The following is a 21,813-nucleotide window of genomic DNA, read 5'->3' on the forward strand; positions in this document are numbered from 1 at the left end:
ACATTGCAAGCTGTCCTTTCTAGATTGCGCTTCGTTCACGATTGAGAATTGGAATTTTACGAGCTCATGGAGGTTTCTGGCGGCATTGAGGACAGGCTTCTCGCAATCGTGTCCCGTGAAGGCCTGGTTGATCGTGCCAAGCTCGTGCCAGACGCAACACTCGACAGCCTCGGAATTGCCTCTGCTGACGTGATTGTCATGCTGATGGCCATTGAGGAAGAGTTCGGCGTTTATATTCCGGTCGATGGTTCGCTTTCGGACTCACGCACCGTCGGAGAATTTCTGGCCGCGATCCGTCCGCACATGGACAAGCCGCGCAGCTGATGAAATCGGGTCCGCGCGTCTTCATCACCGGCATGGGGGCCGTCAGTGCGCTCGGGCTCGGGGTGAGCGCACTGTGGCACGCGGCACGTGATGGACGATCTGGGGTCTGCACCCTTGACCTGCCGCGAACTGCAAACCAGCTGGTCAGGCAGGCAGCTCACCTGAGCGATTTCAACGCTGCGCCCCACTTCCCGATCGAAACACTCCGCACCACCGACCGGTTTGCCCAGATGGCCTTGCTGTCTGCACGCGAGGCGCTGGCGGACGCGGGCTGGCCTGAAGGTGCCCCCCTTGGCCCGCGCACGGCCGTCATCATCGGGAGCGGGATCGGTGGCGCCTCGACCTCCGATATCGAACATTACAAGTTCTACCAGACGCATGAGCGGGCGGATCCGATGACGATCCCCAAGGTCATGCCCAATGCCGCGGCATCTCATGTCTCCATGGCGCATGGGGCGCAGGGCCTGACGCTCGCAGTGTCCAGCGCCTGCTCGTCCGCCAATCAGGCCATTGGCCTCGGCATGATGCTGCTGCGCCAGGGTCTTGCGGACCGCGCCATCGTTGGTGGCAGCGAATGTCTGATAACGCCCGCGACGTTCAGAGCCTGGGAGACCTTGCGCGTTATGACGCAAGGACTCTGCCGTCCGTTTTCCGCGGGGCGCGATGGCATGGTTCTGGGCGAAGGCGCTGGCTTGCTGGTGCTCGAAACGGAAGCGGCAGCCCAAGCCCGCCATGCCCGGCCCCATGCGGAGCTCGCCGGTTATGGGACCACCAGTGACGCCGGAGACATCGTGCGGCCGAATGCCGATGGCGCGGCCCGTGCCATGGAAACGGCCCTTGCAGATGCCGGGCTTCAACCCTCAGACATTCACTATGTGAATGCCCATGGAACCGGAACGGTTCTCAATGACAGGGCTGAGAGCGAAGCCATGTGGCGGGTCTTCGGCCCTGACCTCGGGTGCATCGCCGTATCTTCGACCAAGCCGGTGCATGGCCATGCGCTGGGTGCGGCCGGTGCTCTCGAAATGGTCGTCACGGTCTGTGCCATGAGAGACGGGGTCGCACCGCCGACGATCAACTGGACCGGTCCTGAAAAGAATTGCATTCCTGACCCCGTTCCAAACATGTCCCGCAGCCTCCCGATTGCCGCCGCCATGTCGAATTCCTTTGCCTTCGGCGGCATCAACGCGAGCCTCGTCATCCGCAAGGCATGAGCCATGCATCATGAGACCAGCGGCACACTCGTGCTGCCACCGTTTCCCTTCCGCATCGAACCGGAGCACGTCGTTTCCTACCGCGCGGCACTGGGGGAGCCGGGCACGCGCGTTCCCTTCGCCATGGGTTTGCGGGCCCTTGCGAGTGATCACGTTGCGGCTGCCCTGAAAGACCTGGCACAGGGCAGACTCTGCATTCACCTGGGCCAGGAGGTGACAGCACGCAGCGATCTCTGCGCCGGGGTGGACTATATCTGCGATCTGCGCTTCACGCGCCTCGCCGGTGACCGGATCCGCATCGAGCAGAGGCTGCGGATTGGCGATGAAGAGCCCACCGCAACATTCGTTTCGGACATCCGTCTGGTGGCGGCATGATCCGCATGCCTGAGGAAATGCCAGGCCTTCCCGTTTCTCTTGCGACTGGCAGCATCGGATCAGACGCCGTTGCGGCATTTGCCGCGGCTTCACTGGATTTGAACCCAGTGCACTTGAGTGAAGCTGCTGCAAGGCGGGCTGGCTTTTCAGGGCCCGTCCTGCATGGCATGTTCCTTGCTGCCCGGCTCGAAACATTCCTCGAGCGCATTCCCGGCGCGCGCATCCTGGCATTTAGTGTGCGTTTTGTGGCGCCGGCTTTGCTTGGCTGCAGCATTACCCTCTCTGCCCGCTTGCTCGGCCAAGACGGGCACGTGCTTCATCTCAGGCTTCTTGCAACCTCGGAGGAGGGTAAAATCCTCGCCGTTGCGGAGGCTCGGGTGTTGTGTGCCTCACACCCAGCCCAGCAGGAAGGCTAGTCCGGCGAGACAAGGGCCTGCCACGAGCCATGAGTCGGCAATATCGAGGAGGCCTCCCTGCACCGTCATTACGGGCGGGTAGTCCTTGATGCCGGCGCGGCGCTTGGGCAGTGACCCGAGCAAGTCCCCTGCCGGAGCTGCCACGAAAATCACCAGTCCGGACAGCAGCATGGCGCCCAAGCCAAGGTCGAGCCCGAATACCAATGCCAGAACTGTCCCGAAGAGGGCCGCAGCGCCGGTGGCGAAACCTTCCCAAGTCTTCCGTGGGCTGAGGCGGGGCGCCAGCGGTGTCCTGCCATAGAGGCGCCCACCCAGAAGCGAGAAGCTGTCGAATATCTCGACGAGGAGGAAGGCCAGGAGAAGAAAGGGCACCAGCCGGGGATCTGCCGCGGCATGAATGAAGGCCACCAGCGGCAAGAGTGGAAAAATGATGAAACTGGCGAGGACCTTTCCCTGTGGCCAGCGGCGGCCAGAGGCGGTCGAGGCTGCCGCGATGATGAGAAGCGAGATGCCCGCTTTCATGATCGTAGAGGTCTCTGCAAACCATGCAAACAAGGCACAGATGGACAAGGCCCACAGGCCAGTTGCCGCGAGCCGTCTGCCGGCGATCTTGCTGTAAACCGTTCCGCTTTCAAACCCCAGGCGCGCCGCGCCGATCAGCAAGCAAAGGGACAGCAGGGCGGGTGGCAACAGCCAGGGCAGGGCGCCAGCCAGAAGTATAACCGCTTCGGACGCCAGCAACGGCCAAAGCTGCCGCGCAGCTGGCCGCGTCTTGGGCAAGAGGTTGAGGACCATCAGGAGGGCCGCACCCACGGCGAAGGCAAAGCCAATCACCCCGACCAAACCGGCAACCGTCAGATGGTTCGTCACGTCGGTTCGCCGGCGCGCCTCACCAGCCAGTCCTGATAGTGCCGAAGCAAAGGTCCGATCAGGCTGTGGGTCCGCCCCAGAAGCCGCAATTGCCAGCCGAAGGTCACATCGAAATCACCCCGGTCGGCCGCGGCTACGATACCTTTCGCAACGGCATCGGAGCTCAACACGCCGCCGCCATTTGCCAGCTGGCTCGTGACCTTCGGCCGTGCCAGCAGTTCAGCCCGCCATTGCGGCGTGTCCGTGTCACCGGGAAAGGCAATGGTGACGGATACATTATGCGGTTTCAACTCCACGCGAAGGCTTTCGGCTAGGCCGCGCACGGCAAATTTTGTGGGGCCGTAGGAGCTGTAGCCGTAGATCCCCGCAAAGGCCGCTCCGGACGCGATGAGCACGAGCTTTCCCTGGCCGGACTTGGCGAGATAGGGAAACATGAAGTGGGCGAATTGCAGCGAGCCCAGATAATTGGTGCGCCACTGACACTCATGGTCGCTCAAGGTTTGGGTGGCAAAAAGGCCGGGAAGCACGATGCCCGCCGAAGAAATGGCCCAGCTTGGAGTGCCGAAGCTGGCGCTTGCGGATTCGACCGCCTGTTTCAGATCTGCGGCATCACGCACATCTGCCGAAAAGCTCTGGACTTCGGCAGCACCAGTTGCCGCGGCCAGAACGGCAGCCTGCGCTGCAGCCAGCTTGTCCCTGTTGCGGGCGATCAGGGAAATTGCGATCCCCCGCGAGGCGAGAAGCTTCGCAATGGCGAGCCCGATGCCGCTGCTTCCTCCGGTTATGACGGCATGCTCCGTCATGGCTGGCGTCAGAGCCTGCCTTCAGCGAAGTCGAGCAGGAGACGTTGTCCGTCCTCGTCCTTCACCTGCTTCGGCGGATGCTTGAACAGGAAGGCGGATGCCTCCCAGATCGGGCCTGCCAGCTTGCGGTCCAGGGCAATGCGGGCGCATCTGATCGCAGACAGCGCCATGGCGGCTGCATTGGGCGAATCCTCCACCGATAGGCGGACTTCGATGTTCATCGGAACACCACCCAGCAGGCGCCCTTCCAGGCGCACATAGCCCACTTTCTGATCGTTGAGCCAGGGCACATAGTCGGACGGACCGATGCGGACGTTCTCGTCGGTCAGGCGGGTTTCCAGTGCGGACTGTACGGCTTCGGTTTTCGACTCGCGCTTGTTCACCAGCCGGTCGTGATCCATCATGTTGAGAAAGTCGGTATTGCCACCGACATTCAGCTGGTAGGACCGGTCCAGCACCGCGCCGCGCATGTCAAAGAGGTGAGCCAGAGTCCGGTGCAGAATCGTGGCGCCAACTTGCGCCTTGAAATCGTCCCCGAGAATGGGGAGGCCCTTCTGGCGGAAGGCGTTGCCCCATTTGGGGTTGCTGGCAAGGAACACCGGAATCGCATTGACGAAAGCGGCACCGGCCTCCAGCGCGCAAGAGGCATAGAATTCACTGGCCATCTGCGAGCCAACGGGCAGAAAACTGATCACGACTTCCGTGCCCGCCGCTTTCAAGGCGGATACAACCTCAGCTGCCGAGAGTTCTGCCTCTGTGCTCGGCACGAAACTGCGATGCGGCGCCTGATTGCCGAGGAATGCCGTCATCCCGTCAAGGCTGGGGCCCCGCCCCACGCGCACGCCAGTCTTTGGCACGTCCTTATGAAAGATGGCGGTACAGTTCGGCGCGGCGAAAACCGCTTCAGACAGATCGCGCCCAACCTTGCGCTGATCGATATCAAAGGCGGCAACGATCTCGATGTCGCCCGGGACATAAGCACCCAGCTGGGGAAACGGCACGCCGACTGCGGATGGACCCATGGCGCGGCAGTAGTAAATGCCTTGAACCAATGAACTGGCGCAGTTTCCGACGCCTACGACAGCCGTACGAATCAAGGCACATCCTCACAAAATAAGAAATCTTCTTTGATCAAACTTCACTCCCACACTTTCACATGCAACACAAGTTGCCAAAGCCCCCAAATCGACGTGCACAGTGGATGAACGATTTTCCCATTGAGAGACTGTCGGCACCGGGTTTCAACCCCGGCGCGACAATCGATTTCTCTTCCAATTCTTGGTGCGATGCCGCGAGCGCATTCTGTCACGGACGTCCCAGGCAATGATGTCTCCCGCCCGGCTGACGTGATGAGAGGATGTATCAGGGCCAAAGCCCGGAAAGAGATCAATGAAAGATGCAGGTTCCTCATGGAACGTCGCTCTTGTGAGCTCCAGAATGCGCATCGGACGCAGACCCTCGCCATAGTAATGAGGGCTGTCCTGCATGAGCCGCATAAGCGTTCCGTCCTGCTGCGGGCCGAGAAAACCGGCGTTCCGGCCCGTTCCATTGGCCCTTTCGCCATAGAGCCCCAAAGTATTGATGGGATGAGCGGTGAGGGGCGCTTCGAGGAGGTTCTCCATGCAATGGATTTCGAGATGGCGGTTTGGCCATCCGCCCTTCACGGACGTCAGCAGAAACCATGAGCCTTCATGCTGAATCACCATGGAATCGACGGCATCGATCCCAAACAACAACCTGCGCGAAAGCTGCCAGCGATCGGGCCAGCGTTCGCAGACGAAAAGATCGATCGCGCGGTGCTCATGTGTCTCGGGGATCATGTAAGCCACGCCGTCATGCTCGAAGACGAATGGGTAGGACGCATGGCAGTCGAGTGCGGCATAGGCTGGCGTGAAGGCGAGCGCTTCCACGGATGTGATCGCGCCCTTGGCGTCCAGTCCCATCACGCTCAGATGGCCGCGATCTTCCCTGTACTGGAACTGTTCAGCGAAGAGCCAGGTCTTTCCGTCTCTCACACGAACGAAAGGGTCCGCGAAATAACCGTTCGGGGGTGACGGGATGCTCGTCGCGAAGGTTTCACCAACATGACGGATCTTCACCGAAAAATGCTCCGTGCGCCGCCGGTTGAAACCGTCAATGCGCGTGTCGTCGAAATGGCGCAGCCGGTGGTACAGCCTCTTCACGGCCTTGCCTGCGGCATGCCAGGCGCGAACGGCAGGGTCTGCCCACAGCGGAATCCATTGCGGCACGGGGTTATCCGTCGATATGGCAGCACAAGGTTGGGCCCAACGGACGACGGTATCCGCCGCATCTGGGTTAAGCGCCGCGGTGTAGACCGCCTTCGCTAAAAGGCAGTTCAAAGTGGCCGCATCCGCTTGTCCGCCTTGGGCCGCAATCCAATCCTCAAGCAGGCCTTTGCCAACAGGGTGGCGCGTATCGAAACCCAGCGCGCCTCCATGCCATCCGGGTACGTGCCGCACTTCGAGGGGCACCTCACATGCATCAAACAAGTCCATGGTGCAGATGTCCGGCAGCGTGCCTGGCACGCGCAAGCCCCAGAATCCGCGCTCCTCAAGCTTTGCAAGCAGAGCATCCAGCGGAGCCCTCAGGATTGCAGCGCAATCGAGCCAGAAGACCGGCCCATCATGGCCGCACGCTGCTTCCCCTAACATCAGCGGAATGCTGCCGCCCCTCGCGGCACCCGGTGAAAACAAGTGGGGCTGCTGCAACCGTTTCACCCAAGGGAAACGCAGGGCGATGAACTCGCGATCCACAGGTGATAGCCCAAGATCTTGGACAATCCATTTGCCGTTCCGGTGCGCGTCATGGCGCTCTGCTGAAAGCAGCAGTTGCGAAAGCGTGCGGGCCTGGCGTTCGCTTGCCGCGGTCACGATCAGCGGTGTTTTGTGCCGGTCAGATTTCATGCTCGCCCGTGGCCGGTTTCAGGCCCTCTGAAAACTTCCTGTTGTGGGCATCGGCAAGTCTGTCTATCAAGTGCCGCAATTCCCGGCAAGGCTGGGGCGCACGCTTCAGCCGACCCATTGAGACAAATCTGGCTACCCATTTCGTGACCGCTAGTTTCAAGCAATTGCTGCCGATGCTCAGGTTTCTGTGGCTGCACGCGCCACAGCGCCTGAAATATGTGGTGTTTGCGCTGGCCCTCACGGCGGGCCTGTCGCGCGACTTCGTGATGCTGGTGGTCAACAAGGCCGCTGCCGCGCCGATCGATCAAACAATTTCACATTGGCTGCCGCTGTTCGTGCTCACCTTCGTCGTGGTGATCGGATCGTCCTTCGCCTATCAAGTCATCACGACGGCCGCGACCACCTATGTCGTCAACAGCGTTCGCCTGAAGTTGATCGGCGGGCTCCTGAAGGTGCAACCCAGCTTTCTCGACCGTCATGAACATGGCTCGCTCTACCACATTCTCACGACGGATGTGAGCACCGTCGCGGGCTTCACCAATACGCTGCTTGGCCTTCTGCCCTCCTTCATCTTTCTCGCGATCGCCATTCCGCAACTCTTCTATTATTCCTTCGTCGCGGGCTTCTTCGTGATTCTGGTGATGGTGGGCGGCACCTTGGCCTATCATGTGCAGCAAAGGGCGATGGCCACGCTCAATGCCGATGCCCGCGCTCTCGAGGTTGCCTATTTCGAGCGCGTGTCGGAACTCTTCAAGGGTTTCCGCGAATTGCGGCTGCATTATCCGAGACGCCAAAGCTTCAAAGGCGATCTCAGCCGGGTGCTGGAAACGCTGCGCCAGCTTCTGATCCGCGTGAACCGGATCTATGAAACGGGCGAATCTTCCTTTCAGGCGCTCAAATTTCTGCTCTTCGCCGGCATCGTCTTTCTCGTGCCCTATCTGGTGAAGACGGATTCGGTGATTACCTTCCAGATCCTCACGCTCGTGTTGTTCTCGCTGATGCCCTTCGAACAGATCGTCACGAGTTATCCATCCGTCATCGGTACACTTGTTTCCTACCTCCGCATTGCCGATCTCGCGCGGGCCTTGGAGCCCTTCGAACAGGTGGTCGAACGCACGATCGACAAGGTGCCACCCTTCCGCCAGATCGCACTGCGCGGAATCGAGGCCAAGTATGATTCGCGGGAGACCAGCAGCTTCGAGCTGGGCCCGTTCGACTTCGAATTGCGCCAGGGGGAGGTCGTGTTCCTGGTTGGCAACAATGGCTCCGGCAAGACGACGTTCATGAATGTGCTCGCTGGGCTTCTCGACCCGGTGCGCGGCACGATTGAACTCGACGGCAAGCCGCTCACGCCTGAAGACATGAATATCTATCGTTCGCAGTTCTCGGCCATCTTTACCAGCTTCCACGTTTTCCGTCAGATCTATGGCCTGGAAGGGGTGGAGCAGGCGGAAGCGGATGCTGCGATCGACAAGGTTCATCTCTCCGGCATCACCAGCATCGCAGGAGACAGCATCAGCCGGATTGATCTGTCTGCAGGGCAGCGGCGGCGGCTCGCCCTGGCCATCGCGCTGCTGGAGGACCGGAACATTCTGGTGCTCGATGAATTCGTGGCCGACCAAGACCCCGAAAAGCGGGAGTATTTCTTCCGTACCCTCATTCCGTGGCTGCGCGAACGGGGCAAGACTGTGGTCGTTTCCACGCATGACCTTACGTGGCTTCCCTATTGCGACCGTGTGATCATCTTCGAGAACGGCAAGCTCACGGAACGCGTGGCGGACATGGCAGACGCAGCAGGCTAGCCGCGGAATATGCGGTCTCAGCTCTTCATTTGAAGAGCGGGCCACAGCCGGGTCTCGACATTGGCCAGCATGGCCTCATCGTCAATCTCGCCCCACAGCAGGTTATTGACCCTGATGCAGCTGATGGGACTCTCACGCGAAGCGCGCACCAGCGCGCTCTCGTAATCGCCATCGGCCGGCACGTCCGCGGCGCTGCACAGAAGCTGCTGCACCACAGCGTCGGCCAGCTTGAGAATGCCGACAAGCTCACCGAAAGGCACGTCCGCGTGCGTGGATTTCACCTTGGACATGCCGCGGAACGTTGCATCGCTTTCCTGGCCATCGGCCCAGACATAGACCTCATCACCTGCGCCCGTGGGCCCAGATGTCAAAATCACACTGTCATGTGCCGCCGTCAGCACGGCCTGCAACGCCCGCGGCTCATAGATGATGTCTGATTCGAGCAACAGGAACGGTGCTGCCACATGGCCAAGCCCAACGCGCAGGCTCTCGAAGCTGCCCTTCACGGCATAGTCGGGATTGTGCACCAGTGACACGTTCAGGCCTGGAATAGGCCGCAGCGCGCCGAAGTTTTCGGCCAAATGTCCCGTCACGATGACGGCGTCACGTATGCCCGCCGCTGCCAGCAAACCAAGCGAACGGACGATCAAGGGGGTTCCGCCCACTTCGATGAAGCCCTTGGGAATTCCGCGGCCCCGCGGCCCCATTCTCACGCCCCGCCCGGCCGCAAGTATCAACGCTCTCTCGATCACCAATGATGTTCCCGTGTTCTGGCCGCTTTGGCCAGCCAAGAAAGGACAAGAAAATTTTCTCGACAGGCAGGGGGGCGTGTAGCATTTTGTGCACATTGTCAAGTTACGCAGCCCCACATGCAGCTTTCCCCGCAACAGATCGAAGACTTCCGGACCAGTGGTTACCTCTTGATCCGCGGGCTCTTCGCTGGCCAGGCGCTCGCGGATCTCGTTGGCTGGACGGATGATGTCGAGGCATGGCCCGAAGTGCCGGGCAAGGCGATGAAGTATTTCGAGACGGCCCCCGGCGAAGGCCAAAGGCTTCTCCAGCGCATCGAGAATTTCTGCCCTTACCATGAAGGTTTCCGCAGGATGTGCGATGGTCCGGAGGTGAAGGGCATCATGGCGCAGCTGCTGGGCGAAGAGGCCGTGCTGTTCAAGGAGAAGATCAATTTCAAGCTTGCCGGAGGTGCGGGATTCGAACCCCATCAGGATGCCCAGGCCGACTGGGGCCGCTACTGCACGTTTCACATTACGGCCATGGTGAGTGTTGATCCCTGCACGCTGGAAAATGGCTGTCTGGAAATGGTGCTGGGCCACCATAACCGCGGCCTCATCGGCGATCTCTGGCAGCCGCTGGGCGATGAACAGATGCGAGGCATGGACTTCATCGCCATTCCGACGGCGCCTGGCGATGCGATCTTCTTTGATTCCTTCGCGCCGCACCGTTCGGGCCCCAACCGCACCAATGGGCCGCGCCGTGTTCTCTACATCACCTACAACCGCAATTCCGAGGGAGACTGGCGGGAGCAATACTACGCGGATAAGCGCATGAGCTTCCCACCGGATTGCGAGCGCGTGCCGGGCCAGGCCTATGTCTACAAGGTGTAGCCCGCGCGGACGTGCTGCGGCTCACGTTTCCAGGGCATGAAGCTTCTTCTCGTTTGCCCATATGATCCGGACCGGCATGGCGGTGTGCAGCGGCACATTCACGCGCTCGCCGCCGCGCTCACGGCCCGGGGCCACGAGACCCTGATCCTTGCCCCGGGGCGTTCGGAGTTCCCCCAGCCCGGGCTGCGGCGGGCCGGAGGCATGCGCAGCATAAGGCTGGGTGGCACGCGCTTCGAAGTCAGCTGGGTTTCGCATGCTGAGCGTCTCTCGCTCCTTGAAGATCTTCGTTCCTGGCGTCCGGATGTTGCCCATTTTCATACCATCTGGGATCCGCTCATGCCCTGGCAGGTGTTCCGTAGGCTGAGCATTCCGGGTATTGCAACGTTTCACGATACGCCGCCACAGGGCGTAACCGGGTTTGTGTTGCGAAACCTGTTCAAGGTGCTGAGCCGTTATCTGCTGTCCCAGCTCGACGGGGCGATTGCGGTCTCCTCCTCACCCATGGCGCATCTCAGGCCAGGACCTTCCGGCGTTCAGCCCATCGTGCTTCCGCCGGTCACGGATCTCTCACCGTTCTTCGCCATTGAGAAGCGGGCCGTTTCCCGGCCGCGTATCCTGTTTGTCGGGCGGCTCGAGCCCCGCAAGGGTGTTTACGTCCTGCTTGAGGCGATCAGGCTTCTGGCCACGGGAACAGTGCCTCTCGCCGCTGGCGTTCCATCCCCACACTTCGTCCTGGCGGGCGATGGCGACCTGCGGGGTGACGTCCTCGCCACACAGGCGCAGCTTGGCCATGGCTGGATCGACTATGTTCCCGCTCCGTCGCCCCAGCAGCAGGTTTCCCTTCTCACCGAATCAACGCTGGCGGTATCACCCGCGCTTTATGGTGAAAGCTTCGGCATCGTGCTGGCAGAGGCCCTGGCTGGCGGCACGCCCATTCTCGGTGCGGACAATGCAGGCTACCGCACCGTGCTCACGGGCGAAGGGGCAAGTCTCCTGGTGCCGGCTGGCAATGCAGTGGCTCTGGCCCAGCGCATTGCCGAGCTCCTGTCACGCCCGCGGGAGGTGGAAGCCTTGAGCCATTGGGGCCGGAACCATGCCCGCCAATTTGACGTGGGCGCACGGATTGGCGATTTCGAATTGGCCTATCGCGAGGCGATTTTGCATCATGCCCGCTCGAAGCGCGATGGCTGAGGCTGGGCCGATGACAGGAAGCGGCGCGCCAGCCGCTCCGTTACCCCATTCGGATGCTGGCCGAAATTATCGTTGAGCGTCACCCATTTCGGGCGCCGCCTGGCAATGCGCCAGAAGCCAAAGGCGGTCACCGGCCAGAAATCCTCGAGCGGCACATAGCCGCAACTTTCACGGAGGCGCTGTTCATCCGCTCTGACGCCACGGCCTTCGGCAAGCAGCAACTGCGGATAGAGGTATTCGGGCGCCACATTGCCGGCAGCGCGGAAACGCGACTTGCGCGTGGCATCAAAGGCTGCCGGAAAATGATCGATCATGCCTTGCCAGGCGCTCCTGGCAATCCACAGCGGCACATGGTTCACATAGCGCCGCTGTGCCGGACCATAGGCTTCGTCCAGCAGGCGATTGGATTCGGCAAGCGCGAGATTCCACGGCCGTTCCGTCTGGAGATTGCGAATCGTCTCATAGCGCGGCGTCAGCTTGCCACGCTCGAACACGATAGGCCTTCCCGATTGGTCGATGAAATCGCTTCGGCTCACATCACGGAAGAACAGCATGTCGTCTTCCAGATAGATGAAATTCTCCGACAAGCCGGGAATCAGGTGCATGTGGCTGATGATGGCGAAGGAGTTGAAAGTGGGCAGCATCTTCGCCGGCATGATGTCGTCATGGTGTACTACCGTCATCCTCGGGTGCCCGGCGGCCAGCCATTGGGGAACCTGCGGCCTGCATGTCAGCAGATAGACGCGGTTGACCCAGGGTGCATGCCGTTCGAGTGACCTGAGCCCAAAACGCAGGATGTCGAGATTGTCCCGCGTGCGGGATGGGTCCAGGTCCACAGTTGCTGCGGCATGGGCCTTGAGCTGGTCATGATAGCCTGGCGACCTGTCGTCGACCCAGGTGATCACCACATCCACAGGCTTTGCGCCATCCTGCCCCGGAGCCAGCGCGGTGTTCGATTGCAACAAAGGAATTGACCTTCCCCAGCAGATTCCCGATACCGGCTGTCCTTAGCCTCATTCCTTTCCTGGCGCATCGTGAAACCGGATCTCATCATATCGGTCGACGTCGGCACGAGCAGCCTCAAGGTTGGTCTGGTCGATCGCAGCTTCAACGTTCTCCATGTCGCCGATCAGGCCTATGCTGTGTCCTATCCGGGCATTGGCCGTGCCGAGCAGGATCCGCTGGACTGGTGGCTGGCCCTGCGGCTGGCGCTGGTCAATCTGTCGAACCAGTGCACGGGCTTGCGTGAACGTGCGGCCGGGTTGATTTTCGGCTCACAAATGTGCGGCGTCGTCGCCGTGGATGCCGAGGGCAAGCCGCTGCGGCCTTGCATGATCTGGCTCGACAAGCGCGCGGCAGCCATCGCGCGCGGGGTGATGGGGGGCTTTCCCAAGGTCTTCGGCTATGGCGCCCTGAAGCTCCTGTCGTCGATCCGGCTCACCAATGGTGCGCCGTCGTTGAACGGCATGGATCCTCCGGCAAAAATGATGTGGCTGCAGCAGAATGAGCCCGAGATCTGGTCGCGGACGGTAAAGCTGCTTGATGTGAAAGACTGGCTCGTCCTGCGTGCCACCGGCCATGCGGTGACGACGGCCGATATCGCGAACCTCACCTGGATGATGGACACGAGGCCGGGCCGCGAAGGCTGGTCGCAAAGCCTCATGTCTCACTTCGGCCTCCGGCGTGACCTGCTGCCTGACATTGTGGAAGGCACATCCTCTCCCGGCGGCCTCACCGCGGATGCCGCAACCGAGCTTGGTCTGCGCGAGGGGCTTTCGGTCTTTGCTGGCGCGGGCGATGTCTGCGCCGCGGCAATTGGCAGTGGAGCGGTGGAGGATGGCGAGCTTCATGTTTCGCTCGGCACAAGCTCCTGGATCAGCGGTTTCTATCCTGGCCGCCGGCTGAGTGCGAGTGAAGGCTATGCGACAATCCTCAGTCCCATCGGCAACCGGCCCATTCTCATTGCCACGCAGGAGAGCGCCTGCGCCTGCATTGACTGGCTTGATCAGCTGATCGGGGCAGACACGGTTCCGGCAGCAAGTTCAGTGGCGGCCAATCCCCCCATGTTCCTGCCTTGGCTCGCGGGAGAGCGCGTTCCGGTTGATGACAATCGCCTCCGCGGCGCATTTCTGGGCCTTTCGCTTCAGCATGACCGCGCGAGCCTGCGCCGTGCCGTGATCGAGGGCGTGGCGCTGAACACACGCTGGGCTTACAAATCAGTATCGCGCCAGCGTGGCACCAAGACTGCACATCTGCTCCGCGCGGTGGGGGGCGGTGCGCAGAACCCGGCACTGTGCCAGGCCCTGGCGGACTGCCTCGGAACGTCGATTGCCGTTGCCGCCGCGCCGCGCATGGCGGGGGTCAGGGGGACAGCCGCCATTGCCGCCACGGCACTGGGGTGGCAAGCGACGGTTTGGGAGGCCGCGCGCAATTTCGACCGGTCCTCGGAAACGGTTTATCAGCCGGATCAATCGAAGCAGTCCTATTTCGATCAACGCTTCCGGCTTTTCCACGATGCCTACCGGCGAAATGCGGGCTGGTTCCGCATGAGTTTCGAGAGATCTGGAGCCCTACATGATTGACGGTCTGTTCAAGAAATATATCGATCCCTTGTGGGAATTTCCGGCGCGGCCGCTCGCCCGTGTGTTCACCGCCAACCAGGTGACGATTCTTGGCCTTGGGCTGATCTCGGTTGCAAGTCTTGCCTATGTCTGGCACCGCTCGCCTGTGTGGTTCGCGGTCACGCTGGCGCTTGCCTTCTCAGCTGATTCGCTTGACGGCGCCGTGGCCCGGATCCGCAATGAGTGCAGTGCCTTCGGCGGCTATCTCGATGCCGTCGTTGATCGCTATCAGGAACTCGTGGCACTGGCGGCATTGGCCTATGTGAGCGATGCCTGGCCCGCAGCCTATTTCGCGCTGTCGGGCGCATTCCTGACGAGCTACATGAAAGCCCGTACCGCCGTTGAAACGAAGATCGACAATGCAGCCTGGCCGGACCTGTTCGAGCGCCAGGAGAGGATTTTCTTCATCTGCATCGCCCTTGTCTGCCAGGGCGTGTTCGGCAGCAGGACCGGGCTCGCCGGTGGGCTCATACCCCCCGCCCTGTGGCTCCTCGCTCTGCTCACGCATCTGACGGCTCTGCAACGCTTCTGGCGGGCAAGAAGCATTCTGCAAAAATCAGGACTGTGAGACCGGCGCGAGAGACCAGAGATGAACCGGAGAAGGGTGATCCTCGGCTGTGCGGCACTGGTGATGGGAACGCCTGCAGCCCGGGGCGATCAGCCTTCCGGCAGCACCCCCTATGCCGTTCCGCATGACGAAAACCAGATCTTCTTCGTGCAGCGCTCGATGAACTCCAACACCATCGTCTATACCGCCCGCATGGGTGCAGACGGGCATCTTGATCCAAAGAAGCCAGTCGATGTGTTCTGGCGCCGCTTCAATGATCAGGGCGAGCGGCAGGAGCTCTCATTTCTGGAGCGCAACATCGCTTTTGGCGTGAAGGCTCAAAGGCTGTCAGGCCCGCCAGCCCCCAGCTTCTGCCTGCAGGTCGTCTCCTATCCGCAGCGCAGCGCGGTTCTGCGGCTTGTCAATGGAAGGCCCCGCCTCGAGGCCAAGGTGGCAGGCGAGCCTTGCGTGCTCGATCATGCCTTTCTTCATCTCGATGAGAGCGGCGCTATGCCGAAAGTCACACGCGTCGATCTTGCGGGGCACTCCCTGGCCAGCGGGGTGGAGGTGCGGGAGAGCTTCAAACCGTGAAGACCTGCACAACACCGGCATAGGCAAGCCAGACAATTCCCGCAGCACCCAGCGCCGCCGCTGCATCATCCAGCATCACCGCAAGCCCACCGCGCAGATGCGTCTCCACCAGGTGGATGGGCCAGGGCTTGCGGATATCGAGAACGCGGAAGGCCACAAACCCCAGCAGCCAGCAAAGGGGTGTGGCGGGTGACAGCACCAGCACCATCAGCATGCCGATGGTTTCATCCCAGACGATTGCCGAATGGTCTTCCACCTTATAGTACGCCGCAGTGCGGTCGCACACGGCGCATCCCAGCGCGAAAAGCAGGATGGTCAGAATCGCCTGCCAGGCCCAGCCCAACTGCCAGATCGCAAAATAGGGCAGAAAGGCGCCGGCAGCGCCAAAGGTGCCGGGCGCCCAGGACGCCAGACCCAGGCCGAAGCTGAGTGCCACTGCCACGGCAGGATTGGCCATGTCCCTGAACTGCGCCTTCACCGCGGCAGCTTCCTCAGACGCCCGATGATTCCGGCCTGGGTGTTGATCACATCCAGAATGCCATAAAGAAAGACCCAGATGAAAAACGCCTGCGGATGTCCGGAGATCCAGGCTGCCGCGGCGATGAAAGGAACCATGCCATCCAGACCTGAGATGAAGCCCTCGATCACCCCCAGGAGCGAAAGACACCTTGGCTCCTGCGAAGGTGGGGCCGGAAAGCGCAGTTCCGCATAGACGCGGCACAGTCTTGCAAACGTCATCATCCAGGCCGAGCCAAGTGCAATGGGAAAGCCTGCCGCTGCCAGCCATGGCGGCGCGATGGAGGGATGTTGCGCAAGAACCCAGCCAGCAGCACCATAAAACACAAGGCGGTAGCAGATGTCGGCGGCGAAATCGGCGTATTGCCCCAGTCCTCCAGCCTCATTCCGCAACCGCGCCAGTGGGCCATCCGCGCAATCCAGGATCATGAAGGCACATGCCAGCACAACCACGGCCGTGATGGCTGCCTGCGGTGCCAGAAACGCTGCTGCAACCGACATCCCCACCAGCGCTGCTAGACCCGCCAGCGTCACCATGATCGGTGTGACCGAAGTGTGCTGCAGCATCCAGGTCAGCACCAGTGCCACGGGCCTGTAGAAAATGGCGACGGCCCATTCGGTGGCGAATTCCTCCCGAAGCTTCAGCGCCCCATGATCGGCGAAGATCTGGCCGAGGCTTTGCTTATTGTGGCTGCTCAAGAAGTTTCCCGCTGACAATCAACAGTGGTTCTTTTAACATAAACGAATGAAGGATATTCCAGATCATCGGCGATGCTAACGGGACTTGCAGGCGGCTTGGCCGTGGCAGGCCTCGCCGCCGCCATCAAGATACATGATTTCTTTGAGGGGGAGACGCTGGTCCCGGACTGCATCGATGAAATCCAGCTCAGCCGCACAAGCCTTGGCCAGCTCGACAGTTTCTGGGAAAAAAATCGTTTGCGGTCGGATGCCATCATTTCCCTCACGAGCATTCCCAGCCGTCTGCCACTGATCGAACGGACGCTCAAGAGCCTGATGCGCCAACGCATGGCCCCACGGAAAATCGTTCTCAATTTGCCGCGTTTCAGCCGGCGTGAGGGCGTTGCCTACAGCGTGCCATCCTTCTTCGAGGGCCTCCGGTCCGTCAGTATCCGGTGGTGCGAGGACATGGGGCCTGCAACCAAGCTGCTGCCGTCACTCCAGCATGAGCCGCCCGGCACCCGGATCATCGTGGCCGATGATGACCGGATCTACCCCGCCACCCTGGTCGAAGACCTGGTGTCGGCGTCCCAGAAAGCACCTCAATCGGCTTTTGGAATGAGCGGATGGGTGGTGCCCCCCGATCTCACGGACCGCCCGACCACCGTGTGGAGCAATCTTGCGATGCGCGCCCCGGCGCCCGTCCGCGCCCGCCGCCTTTCCCGCCCCTTGCAGGTGGATATTCTCCAAGGCCTCTCAGCCTATCTCGTGAAGCCGGAATTCTTCGAGCTTGCTGCGGTGACGGATTATGGATCGGCACCGGAGGCTGCGTTTTTCGTCGATGATGTCTGGATCAGCGCCCATTGCCGGGCGCCGCGTTTCGTCATTCCCGCCGCCCGTGCAAATTACCAGCCAAAGCTGCAGCGGGGCTTCTACCGGCAGACCAGCCTCGGGCGGATCAACCGGGGACCTGGTCCTGACGCACAGCGCAACAACTCCATCGTCATCCGCCACTTCGCTCCGAAATGGCTTTTCAATTCACCCGCGAATGCTTGAGCACATGCGGCCATCATCGATGCTGAAGCAGAGGCGGCCATCATAAAGCTGATCGACCGATACATGCTTCGCCGCGCGCTGGTGCCGATTGCCGCAACGATCGGCATTGGCCTGCTCGTCCTGTCGGCTGCGCGCTTCCTGATTATCCTCGACGTCACCATCGGCAGTGACCGCGGCTATCTTCTGGTAGGCCGGCTGCTCGCCTCCTTTGTGCCGCACTATCTGTCCTTCATGCTGCCGCTGGCCGTATATTGGGGGTGTTATTCGGCCGTCCGCGGCCTTGCGACCAATTCCGAACTGGCCATATTGCAAGCGACGGGCACCAGCCTGCAGCGGATCTTCATGCCGCTGATTGTTCTCGGCCTCTGCGTTACCTGCATCAACCTCGCCGTCGTCGGGTGGTTGCAGCCGCTCGGCCGTTATTCCTATCGGGCCGTCGTCTTCAAGCTCGAGAAGGAGAATTTCTATCTCAAGGCGCGCGACAGCACCTTCATGAAGATTGGAAACCAGACTGTGCTGATCGACAAGATCAGATCCGACCGCCGCAGCTTCGACCATATCTTCATATTCGAGCCACTGGAGAAGGGCGGATCGAGCACGATCACGGCGGAGTCGGGCCGGCTGATCTCAACCACCATGCGTCCGGTGCTGCGGCTATTCGACGGGGAGCAGATCAAGGTGATGGACAGGGCGGATCCCAATGCCGTCCAGCATCTGGATTTTGCAACACTCGATCTGCCGCTCGATGCCGTGATCTCAAGCTTCAGGCCGCGCGGAGACGATGAGAATGAACTTCTCCTGCCGGAGTTCTTCGCACAGAAGGGATCCCTTCCAAATGCCACGGAGGGAGAAATCTCGGGCGAACTCAACCGCAAGCTCGTCATCGCCCTGTCCTCGCTCTTCATGCCGATGCTGGCAGCTTCCCTCGCGGTGCTGAACCCGCGCAAGAGGAACATCTATCAGGGCATTTTCGTGCTTTTGGTTGTGATCGTCTACCACCAGATCGTGGAGTTCGGTGCGGGGCTCATCGAAAAGCAGGGCGTCAGTCCCGCCCTTGCCCTGTGGCCGATCTACTTCCTGTTCGCAGCGATCTCGCTGGCCATGTTCCGCGCTGTCAGCCGCCGGCCGGGAACGGTGGAGGACCATCTCTCCGCCCTGGCCGGCTGGTTCACGGCCATTCCCGCGCGATTGACCGGCCAATGGGCTGCTTACAGGACTTGAAAGACAGAAGGTTCTGATGCACTCCTCGGCGCCACAATGGCCAATATGACGCTCCTTCCGCGCCGCTCCCTTGCCGTGCTGCTTGCCCTGCCTGCAGCGCTGGTGCCCATCATCGAAGTGCCGCTCGTCGTCTGGGCGCGGCATTCCTTTCTGTTCCGCCACCCGGACTATGCCGATGATCCCCCGACCATCAGCCGCGCCATCAGCGACCCATCGATCGGAGCGCCATTCGCCACTGTCATTCTGGTCATCACCGGCCTGATCGCACTTGCCCTGCCAGTGATCTTCTGGGCCTATCTCGTGTCCATTTCCCGCATGCCGGCGGGACGCTCGTTCAAAACCGCCCTCTATGGGCTGGCGTTTCTGACCCTGGCTTGTCAGATCGCCGCATCCTTCGGCATGGTCCTCACTTCCCAGTACACCTTCTCGATCGACCGCGACCTTCACATGCTGGGAAGCTATATTTTCTTTGCGGCGCAGGCCGTCACCATCCTTCTGGCGGCCACGCTGTGCCGGGTGCTTCTCCATCTCCAGCAGAAATATCAATTGCCTGAAGAGAGCTATTTGTTCCGCCCCGGCATGCACCGTTTCCGCTTCCGCTTTGCTCTCGTGATCGTGGCACTCGCCGTTCTCTATGGGGTGCTGTTCTTCGTGAAGGACCACACACTCCCGATCAGCGCCTATGTGGTCCAGATCGCCTATACACAGTGCGAGGTTCTGGTCATTTCCGCATTCGTGCTGTTTCTCGGCAGCTATGCCGTCGATATCCATGCCATGGTGCATCGCGGGCTGATTGGGGCGCCCGCCGCTCTGCCCGAATGATTGCTTAGCCCAGGTCCAGCAGCACCTTGCCAGCTTCGATCTTCACCGCATAGGTCTTGAGGTTGATGCAGGCCGGCGCGCCCTTGGCCTGCCCTGTGCGATAGTCAAAGCGGCCATTGTGCTTGGGGCACTCGATGATGTGATCCATCACCAGGCCATCCGCCAGATGAACCTTCTCATGGGTGCACAGTCCGTCGGTTGCGTACCATTCATCATCGGGGGAGCGGTAGATCGCAAAGCTGCGGCCGCCGTGATCGAAGCGCATCACGTCTTCGGGCTCGACGTCGGTCACGGCGCAGGCCTCCACCCATTGCGGCATCGGATCACATTCTCCTGTCATTCTGCCGGGGCAAGTCTTGCGGGGTAGGCCGCTGGAAGAGGGCGCTCCACCGACCATGCCGGTTCCCTCGCCTGGCGGAGAATGGCTGGTATAATCTCCCGGTAGGCCGCAAACACACTGGGGTAGGGCGGCGGGCAGTAGGGCTTCATCTCTTCATGCAACTCGGGAAGACGATGGTAGGGCACCATCGGGAACATGTGGTGTTCGATGTGATAATTCATGTTCCAGTAGAGGAAGCGCAGTACCGGGTTCATCAGAACGGTGCGACAGTTCAGGCGGTGGTCCAGGACATTTTCCGGCAGGCCCGTGTGCTGTGTGAGACCGGTGACGATGTGGAGCCAGGCGCCATACATGGTGGGAAGCGGCCCTACGAACAGCATCGGCAGGATTGAGCCGGCCGAGATGGCGAAGGCGGCCACCGCCAGGTGAATGGCCAGCCAGATGCGGGCCGTGCGGTAAACCTTGTGGCGCTCCATCTCCGGTATGAAGTCCGCCTCATCCGGCGTCAGCCGCCCCAGCGAATGGCGGATCATGCTCTTGATCGCACCCCAGACCTGCGGCACGGCAAAGAACATCAGAATGACCTTGAGAATCACGGTCGGGCGCATGACCGCCACCTCCGGGTCCCGGCCGACGATGATCGTATCGGTATGGTGCCGGGTATGGCTCCAGCGCCACACGGTCGGTTCCCGCATGATCATGAAGCAGGCGATCTGATAGATCACATCGTTCATCCAGGCCGTCTTGAAGGCCGTGCCGTGGCCGCACTCGTGCCAGCGTGAATCGCTGGATGAGCCATAGAGAACGCCATAGGCCAGGAAGAACGGGATCGACCACAGCCCCGGCCAGAAGTACCAGGCCAGTGCACCGGTGACGAAGAAGGACGCAAACCAGATGACCGTATCGCGGATCGCAGGCCCGTCCGACCGTTTCATCAACTCCTTCATGCGGGCGCGCGGAATGGGTGCGCGGTACCACTCGGCGTTGGCGAGGCCATGCGCGAGCGCATAGCGGCTGCTCTCGCCCGTCAGGCTGTAGTCATGAGGTCTGGGCATGGGCCTTCGTCAATTGCAGATGAGCGATGACGGCAGGCTAGTTTCATCGGCTCTTCGGGACAAGTCTTCCATGCGGAAAACCATCCGCCGGACAGACTGCCGATTGACTGCTGGGAAAAATTGGAGCGGGCGAGGCGAATCGAACGCCCGACCCTAACCTTGGCAAGGTTATGCTCTACCCCTGAGCTACGCCCGCATCCATTGGCCTGACCGGCTGTGCCGGTGGGTGGGGGCCTTATTGCCTAACTCGTTGCCAAATGCAAGAACAAGATCATCTCAACGTTCAGCAGGATATATCGGCCGCCATGCCCGCGACCCGTGACGAATTTTTTGCCCGTCTTGAAGCCCTCGGCATCGAAACCACAACGCGAGATCATGCTCCCGTTTATACGGTGGAGGAGGCGCAGGCGCTCCGAGGCGAAATCCCGGGCGGGCATTGCAAGAACCTGTTCCTGAAAGACGACAAGGGCAATCTCTGGCTGATCGTCTGCCTCGAGGAGGCGCAGATAGACCTCAAGGCCGCGCCAGCCCGGATCGGGTCACGCCGGCTGTCCTTCGGGAAGCCGGAGCTCCTGATGGAGGTGCTCGGCGTCGAGCCAGGCTCCGTCACCCCGTTCGGGCTCATCAATGACGGCGAGGTCCGCGTGAATGTGGTGCTGGATGCCAAGATGATGGCGCATGAGCTTTTGAATTACCACCCGCTCGAGAACAATGCGACCACCACCATCCGCACGGCAGATCTTCTGGCCTTCATCCGGTCCTGCGGGCATGACCCGAAAATCGTCGCCGTGGCCTGATCTGGCCCTGCATTGAAAAGATACGCCG

Annotated in this window: 24 protein-coding genes and 1 tRNA gene; 14 read left to right on the forward strand and 11 right to left on the reverse strand. The window is 61.1% G+C overall.

The features are described 5' to 3' along the window. Positions 1 to 48: 48 nt before the first annotated feature. From ACO06F_RS12570 to ACO06F_RS12585, 4 genes are read left to right on the forward strand one after another with little or no spacing between them, the layout of a single operon-like run. Positions 49 to 324: an acyl carrier protein gene (locus ACO06F_RS12570; protein WP_421693096.1), complete on the forward strand. Its 276-nt coding sequence runs from the start codon at positions 49 to 51 to the stop codon at positions 322 to 324. Continuing rightward, positions 324 to 1,538 (forward strand): beta-ketoacyl-[acyl-carrier-protein] synthase family protein, encoded by a 1,215-nt coding sequence (locus tag ACO06F_RS12575; RefSeq protein ID WP_421693097.1) that lies wholly within the window; start codon positions 324 to 326, stop codon positions 1,536 to 1,538. The genes ACO06F_RS12570 and ACO06F_RS12575 overlap by 1 nt, the downstream gene beginning before the upstream one ends. 3 nt (positions 1,539 to 1,541) lie before the next feature. Further along, the gene (locus tag ACO06F_RS12580) at positions 1,542 to 1,913 is read left to right on the forward strand and encodes a hypothetical protein (protein ID WP_421693098.1); all 372 of its coding nucleotides are present in this window, start codon (positions 1,542 to 1,544) and stop codon (positions 1,911 to 1,913) included. A 17-nt stretch (positions 1,914 to 1,930) separates the two neighbouring features. Beyond that, positions 1,931 to 2,329 carry a MaoC family dehydratase gene (locus ACO06F_RS12585; protein WP_421696678.1) on the forward strand — a complete coding sequence of 133 codons (399 nt, stop codon included), beginning with the start codon at positions 1,931 to 1,933 and terminating at the stop codon, positions 2,327 to 2,329. Here the strand turns inward: ACO06F_RS12585 and ACO06F_RS12590 are convergent. The 4 genes from ACO06F_RS12590 to ACO06F_RS12605 form a co-directional block, all read right to left on the reverse strand. Beyond that, positions 2,303 to 3,199, reverse strand: coding sequence for a phosphatidate cytidylyltransferase (locus ACO06F_RS12590; protein WP_421693099.1), 897 nt, complete (start codon positions 3,197 to 3,199; stop codon positions 2,303 to 2,305). The genes ACO06F_RS12585 and ACO06F_RS12590 overlap by 27 nt on opposite strands. Further along, positions 3,196 to 4,002: an SDR family oxidoreductase gene (locus ACO06F_RS12595; RefSeq protein WP_421693100.1), complete on the reverse strand. Its 807-nt coding sequence runs from the start codon at positions 4,000 to 4,002 to the stop codon at positions 3,196 to 3,198. The genes ACO06F_RS12590 and ACO06F_RS12595 overlap by 4 nt, the downstream gene beginning before the upstream one ends. Before the next feature lie 8 nt (positions 4,003 to 4,010). Beyond that, entirely contained in the window at positions 4,011 to 5,003 is a 993-nt protein-coding gene (locus ACO06F_RS12600; RefSeq protein WP_421693101.1) for an inositol-3-phosphate synthase, read from the reverse strand. Positions 5,004 to 5,243: 240 nt separating this feature from the next. Next, entirely contained in the window at positions 5,244 to 6,926 is a 1,683-nt protein-coding gene (locus ACO06F_RS12605) for a glucosamine inositolphosphorylceramide transferase family protein (RefSeq protein ID WP_421693102.1), read from the reverse strand. A 173-nt stretch (positions 6,927 to 7,099) separates the two neighbouring features. Between ACO06F_RS12605 and ACO06F_RS12610 the strand changes: the two genes are divergently transcribed. Then, the gene (locus ACO06F_RS12610; protein WP_421693103.1) at positions 7,100 to 8,728 is read left to right on the forward strand and encodes an ATP-binding cassette domain-containing protein; all 1,629 of its coding nucleotides are present in this window, start codon (positions 7,100 to 7,102) and stop codon (positions 8,726 to 8,728) included. A gap of 17 nt (positions 8,729 to 8,745) precedes the next feature. Here the strand turns inward: ACO06F_RS12610 and ACO06F_RS12615 are convergent, their stop codons facing one another. Beyond that, positions 8,746 to 9,576, reverse strand: coding sequence for an NTP transferase domain-containing protein (locus ACO06F_RS12615; RefSeq protein WP_421696679.1), 831 nt, complete (start codon positions 9,574 to 9,576; stop codon positions 8,746 to 8,748). Positions 9,577 to 9,597: 21 nt separating this feature from the next. Here ACO06F_RS12615 and ACO06F_RS12620 point away from each other — a divergent pair, with 21 nt between their 5' ends. After that, the gene (locus tag ACO06F_RS12620; protein WP_421693104.1) at positions 9,598 to 10,350 is read left to right on the forward strand and encodes a phytanoyl-CoA dioxygenase family protein; all 753 of its coding nucleotides are present in this window, start codon (positions 9,598 to 9,600) and stop codon (positions 10,348 to 10,350) included. A gap of 36 nt (positions 10,351 to 10,386) precedes the next feature. Next, positions 10,387 to 11,541: a glycosyltransferase family 4 protein gene (locus tag ACO06F_RS12625; protein WP_421693105.1), complete on the forward strand. Its 1,155-nt coding sequence runs from the start codon at positions 10,387 to 10,389 to the stop codon at positions 11,539 to 11,541. Here ACO06F_RS12625 and ACO06F_RS12630 read toward each other — a convergent pair. Beyond that, positions 11,514 to 12,503, reverse strand: a complete 990-nt coding sequence (locus ACO06F_RS12630; RefSeq protein WP_421693106.1) for a hypothetical protein — start codon at positions 12,501 to 12,503, stop codon at positions 11,514 to 11,516. The genes ACO06F_RS12625 and ACO06F_RS12630 overlap by 28 nt on opposite strands. A 72-nt stretch (positions 12,504 to 12,575) precedes the next feature. On the opposite strand from ACO06F_RS12630, the gene ACO06F_RS12635 reads away from it, so the two are divergent. The 3 genes from ACO06F_RS12635 to ACO06F_RS12645 are packed head-to-tail and all read left to right on the forward strand — an operon-like array spanning position 12,576 to position 15,300. Continuing rightward, complete coding sequence (locus tag ACO06F_RS12635; protein ID WP_421693107.1) at positions 12,576 to 14,123, forward strand: xylulokinase; 1,548 nt, start codon at positions 12,576 to 12,578, stop codon at positions 14,121 to 14,123. Further along, entirely contained in the window at positions 14,116 to 14,730 is a 615-nt protein-coding gene (locus ACO06F_RS12640) for a CDP-alcohol phosphatidyltransferase family protein (protein WP_421693108.1), read from the forward strand. Before ACO06F_RS12635 ends, ACO06F_RS12640 begins: the two co-directional genes overlap by 8 nt. A 21-nt stretch (positions 14,731 to 14,751) precedes the next feature. Continuing rightward, positions 14,752 to 15,300 carry a DUF4833 domain-containing protein gene (locus ACO06F_RS12645; protein ID WP_421693109.1) on the forward strand — a complete coding sequence of 183 codons (549 nt, stop codon included), beginning with the start codon at positions 14,752 to 14,754 and terminating at the stop codon, positions 15,298 to 15,300. Here the strand turns inward: ACO06F_RS12645 and ACO06F_RS12650 are convergent. Together ACO06F_RS12650 and ACO06F_RS12655 are read right to left on the reverse strand one after the other, a co-directional pair. After that, positions 15,290 to 15,778, reverse strand: coding sequence for a phosphatidylglycerophosphatase A (locus tag ACO06F_RS12650; RefSeq protein WP_421693110.1), 489 nt, complete (start codon positions 15,776 to 15,778; stop codon positions 15,290 to 15,292). The genes ACO06F_RS12645 and ACO06F_RS12650 overlap by 11 nt on opposite strands. Next, complete coding sequence (locus ACO06F_RS12655) at positions 15,775 to 16,515, reverse strand: CDP-alcohol phosphatidyltransferase family protein (protein ID WP_421693111.1); 741 nt, start codon at positions 16,513 to 16,515, stop codon at positions 15,775 to 15,777. The genes ACO06F_RS12650 and ACO06F_RS12655 overlap by 4 nt, the downstream gene beginning before the upstream one ends. Positions 16,516 to 16,587: 72 nt before the next feature. Here ACO06F_RS12655 and ACO06F_RS12660 point away from each other — a divergent pair, with 72 nt between their 5' ends. From ACO06F_RS12660 to ACO06F_RS12670, 3 genes are all read left to right on the forward strand, one after another. Beyond that, on the forward strand, positions 16,588 to 17,550 hold the full coding sequence (locus ACO06F_RS12660; RefSeq protein ID WP_421693112.1) for a hypothetical protein: 963 nt from the start codon (positions 16,588 to 16,590) through the stop codon (positions 17,548 to 17,550). A gap of 63 nt (positions 17,551 to 17,613) precedes the next feature. Beyond that, positions 17,614 to 18,771 (forward strand): LptF/LptG family permease, encoded by a 1,158-nt coding sequence (locus ACO06F_RS12665; protein ID WP_421693113.1) that lies wholly within the window; start codon positions 17,614 to 17,616, stop codon positions 18,769 to 18,771. A gap of 45 nt (positions 18,772 to 18,816) precedes the next feature. Further along, positions 18,817 to 19,593: a hypothetical protein gene (locus ACO06F_RS12670; RefSeq protein WP_421693114.1), complete on the forward strand. Its 777-nt coding sequence runs from the start codon at positions 18,817 to 18,819 to the stop codon at positions 19,591 to 19,593. 4 nt (positions 19,594 to 19,597) lie between these two features. On the opposite strand, the gene ACO06F_RS12675 is transcribed toward ACO06F_RS12670, so the two are convergent. The 3 genes from ACO06F_RS12675 to ACO06F_RS12685 all read right to left on the reverse strand — a co-directional run bounded on the left by ACO06F_RS12675 (position 19,598) and on the right by ACO06F_RS12685 (position 21,184). Beyond that, positions 19,598 to 19,912 carry a MocE family 2Fe-2S type ferredoxin gene (locus tag ACO06F_RS12675; RefSeq protein ID WP_421693115.1) on the reverse strand — a complete coding sequence of 105 codons (315 nt, stop codon included), beginning with the start codon at positions 19,910 to 19,912 and terminating at the stop codon, positions 19,598 to 19,600. 17 nt (positions 19,913 to 19,929) lie between these two features. Next, positions 19,930 to 20,988, reverse strand: coding sequence for a fatty acid desaturase family protein (locus ACO06F_RS12680; protein WP_421693116.1), 1,059 nt, complete (start codon positions 20,986 to 20,988; stop codon positions 19,930 to 19,932). Between the two features lie 121 nt (positions 20,989 to 21,109). Continuing rightward, positions 21,110 to 21,184: transfer RNA gene (locus ACO06F_RS12685), tRNA-Gly, on the reverse strand. A 109-nt stretch (positions 21,185 to 21,293) separates the two neighbouring features. Here ACO06F_RS12685 and ACO06F_RS12690 point away from each other — a divergent pair. Further along, the gene (locus tag ACO06F_RS12690) at positions 21,294 to 21,785 is read left to right on the forward strand and encodes a prolyl-tRNA synthetase associated domain-containing protein (protein WP_421693117.1); all 492 of its coding nucleotides are present in this window, start codon (positions 21,294 to 21,296) and stop codon (positions 21,783 to 21,785) included. Positions 21,786 to 21,813: the final 28 nt, after the last annotated feature.

It is taken from the genome of Aestuariivirga sp. (genome assembly GCF_965227715.1).
In the GTDB taxonomy this organism is placed as follows: Bacteria; Pseudomonadota; Alphaproteobacteria; order Rhizobiales; family Aestuariivirgaceae; genus Aestuariivirga.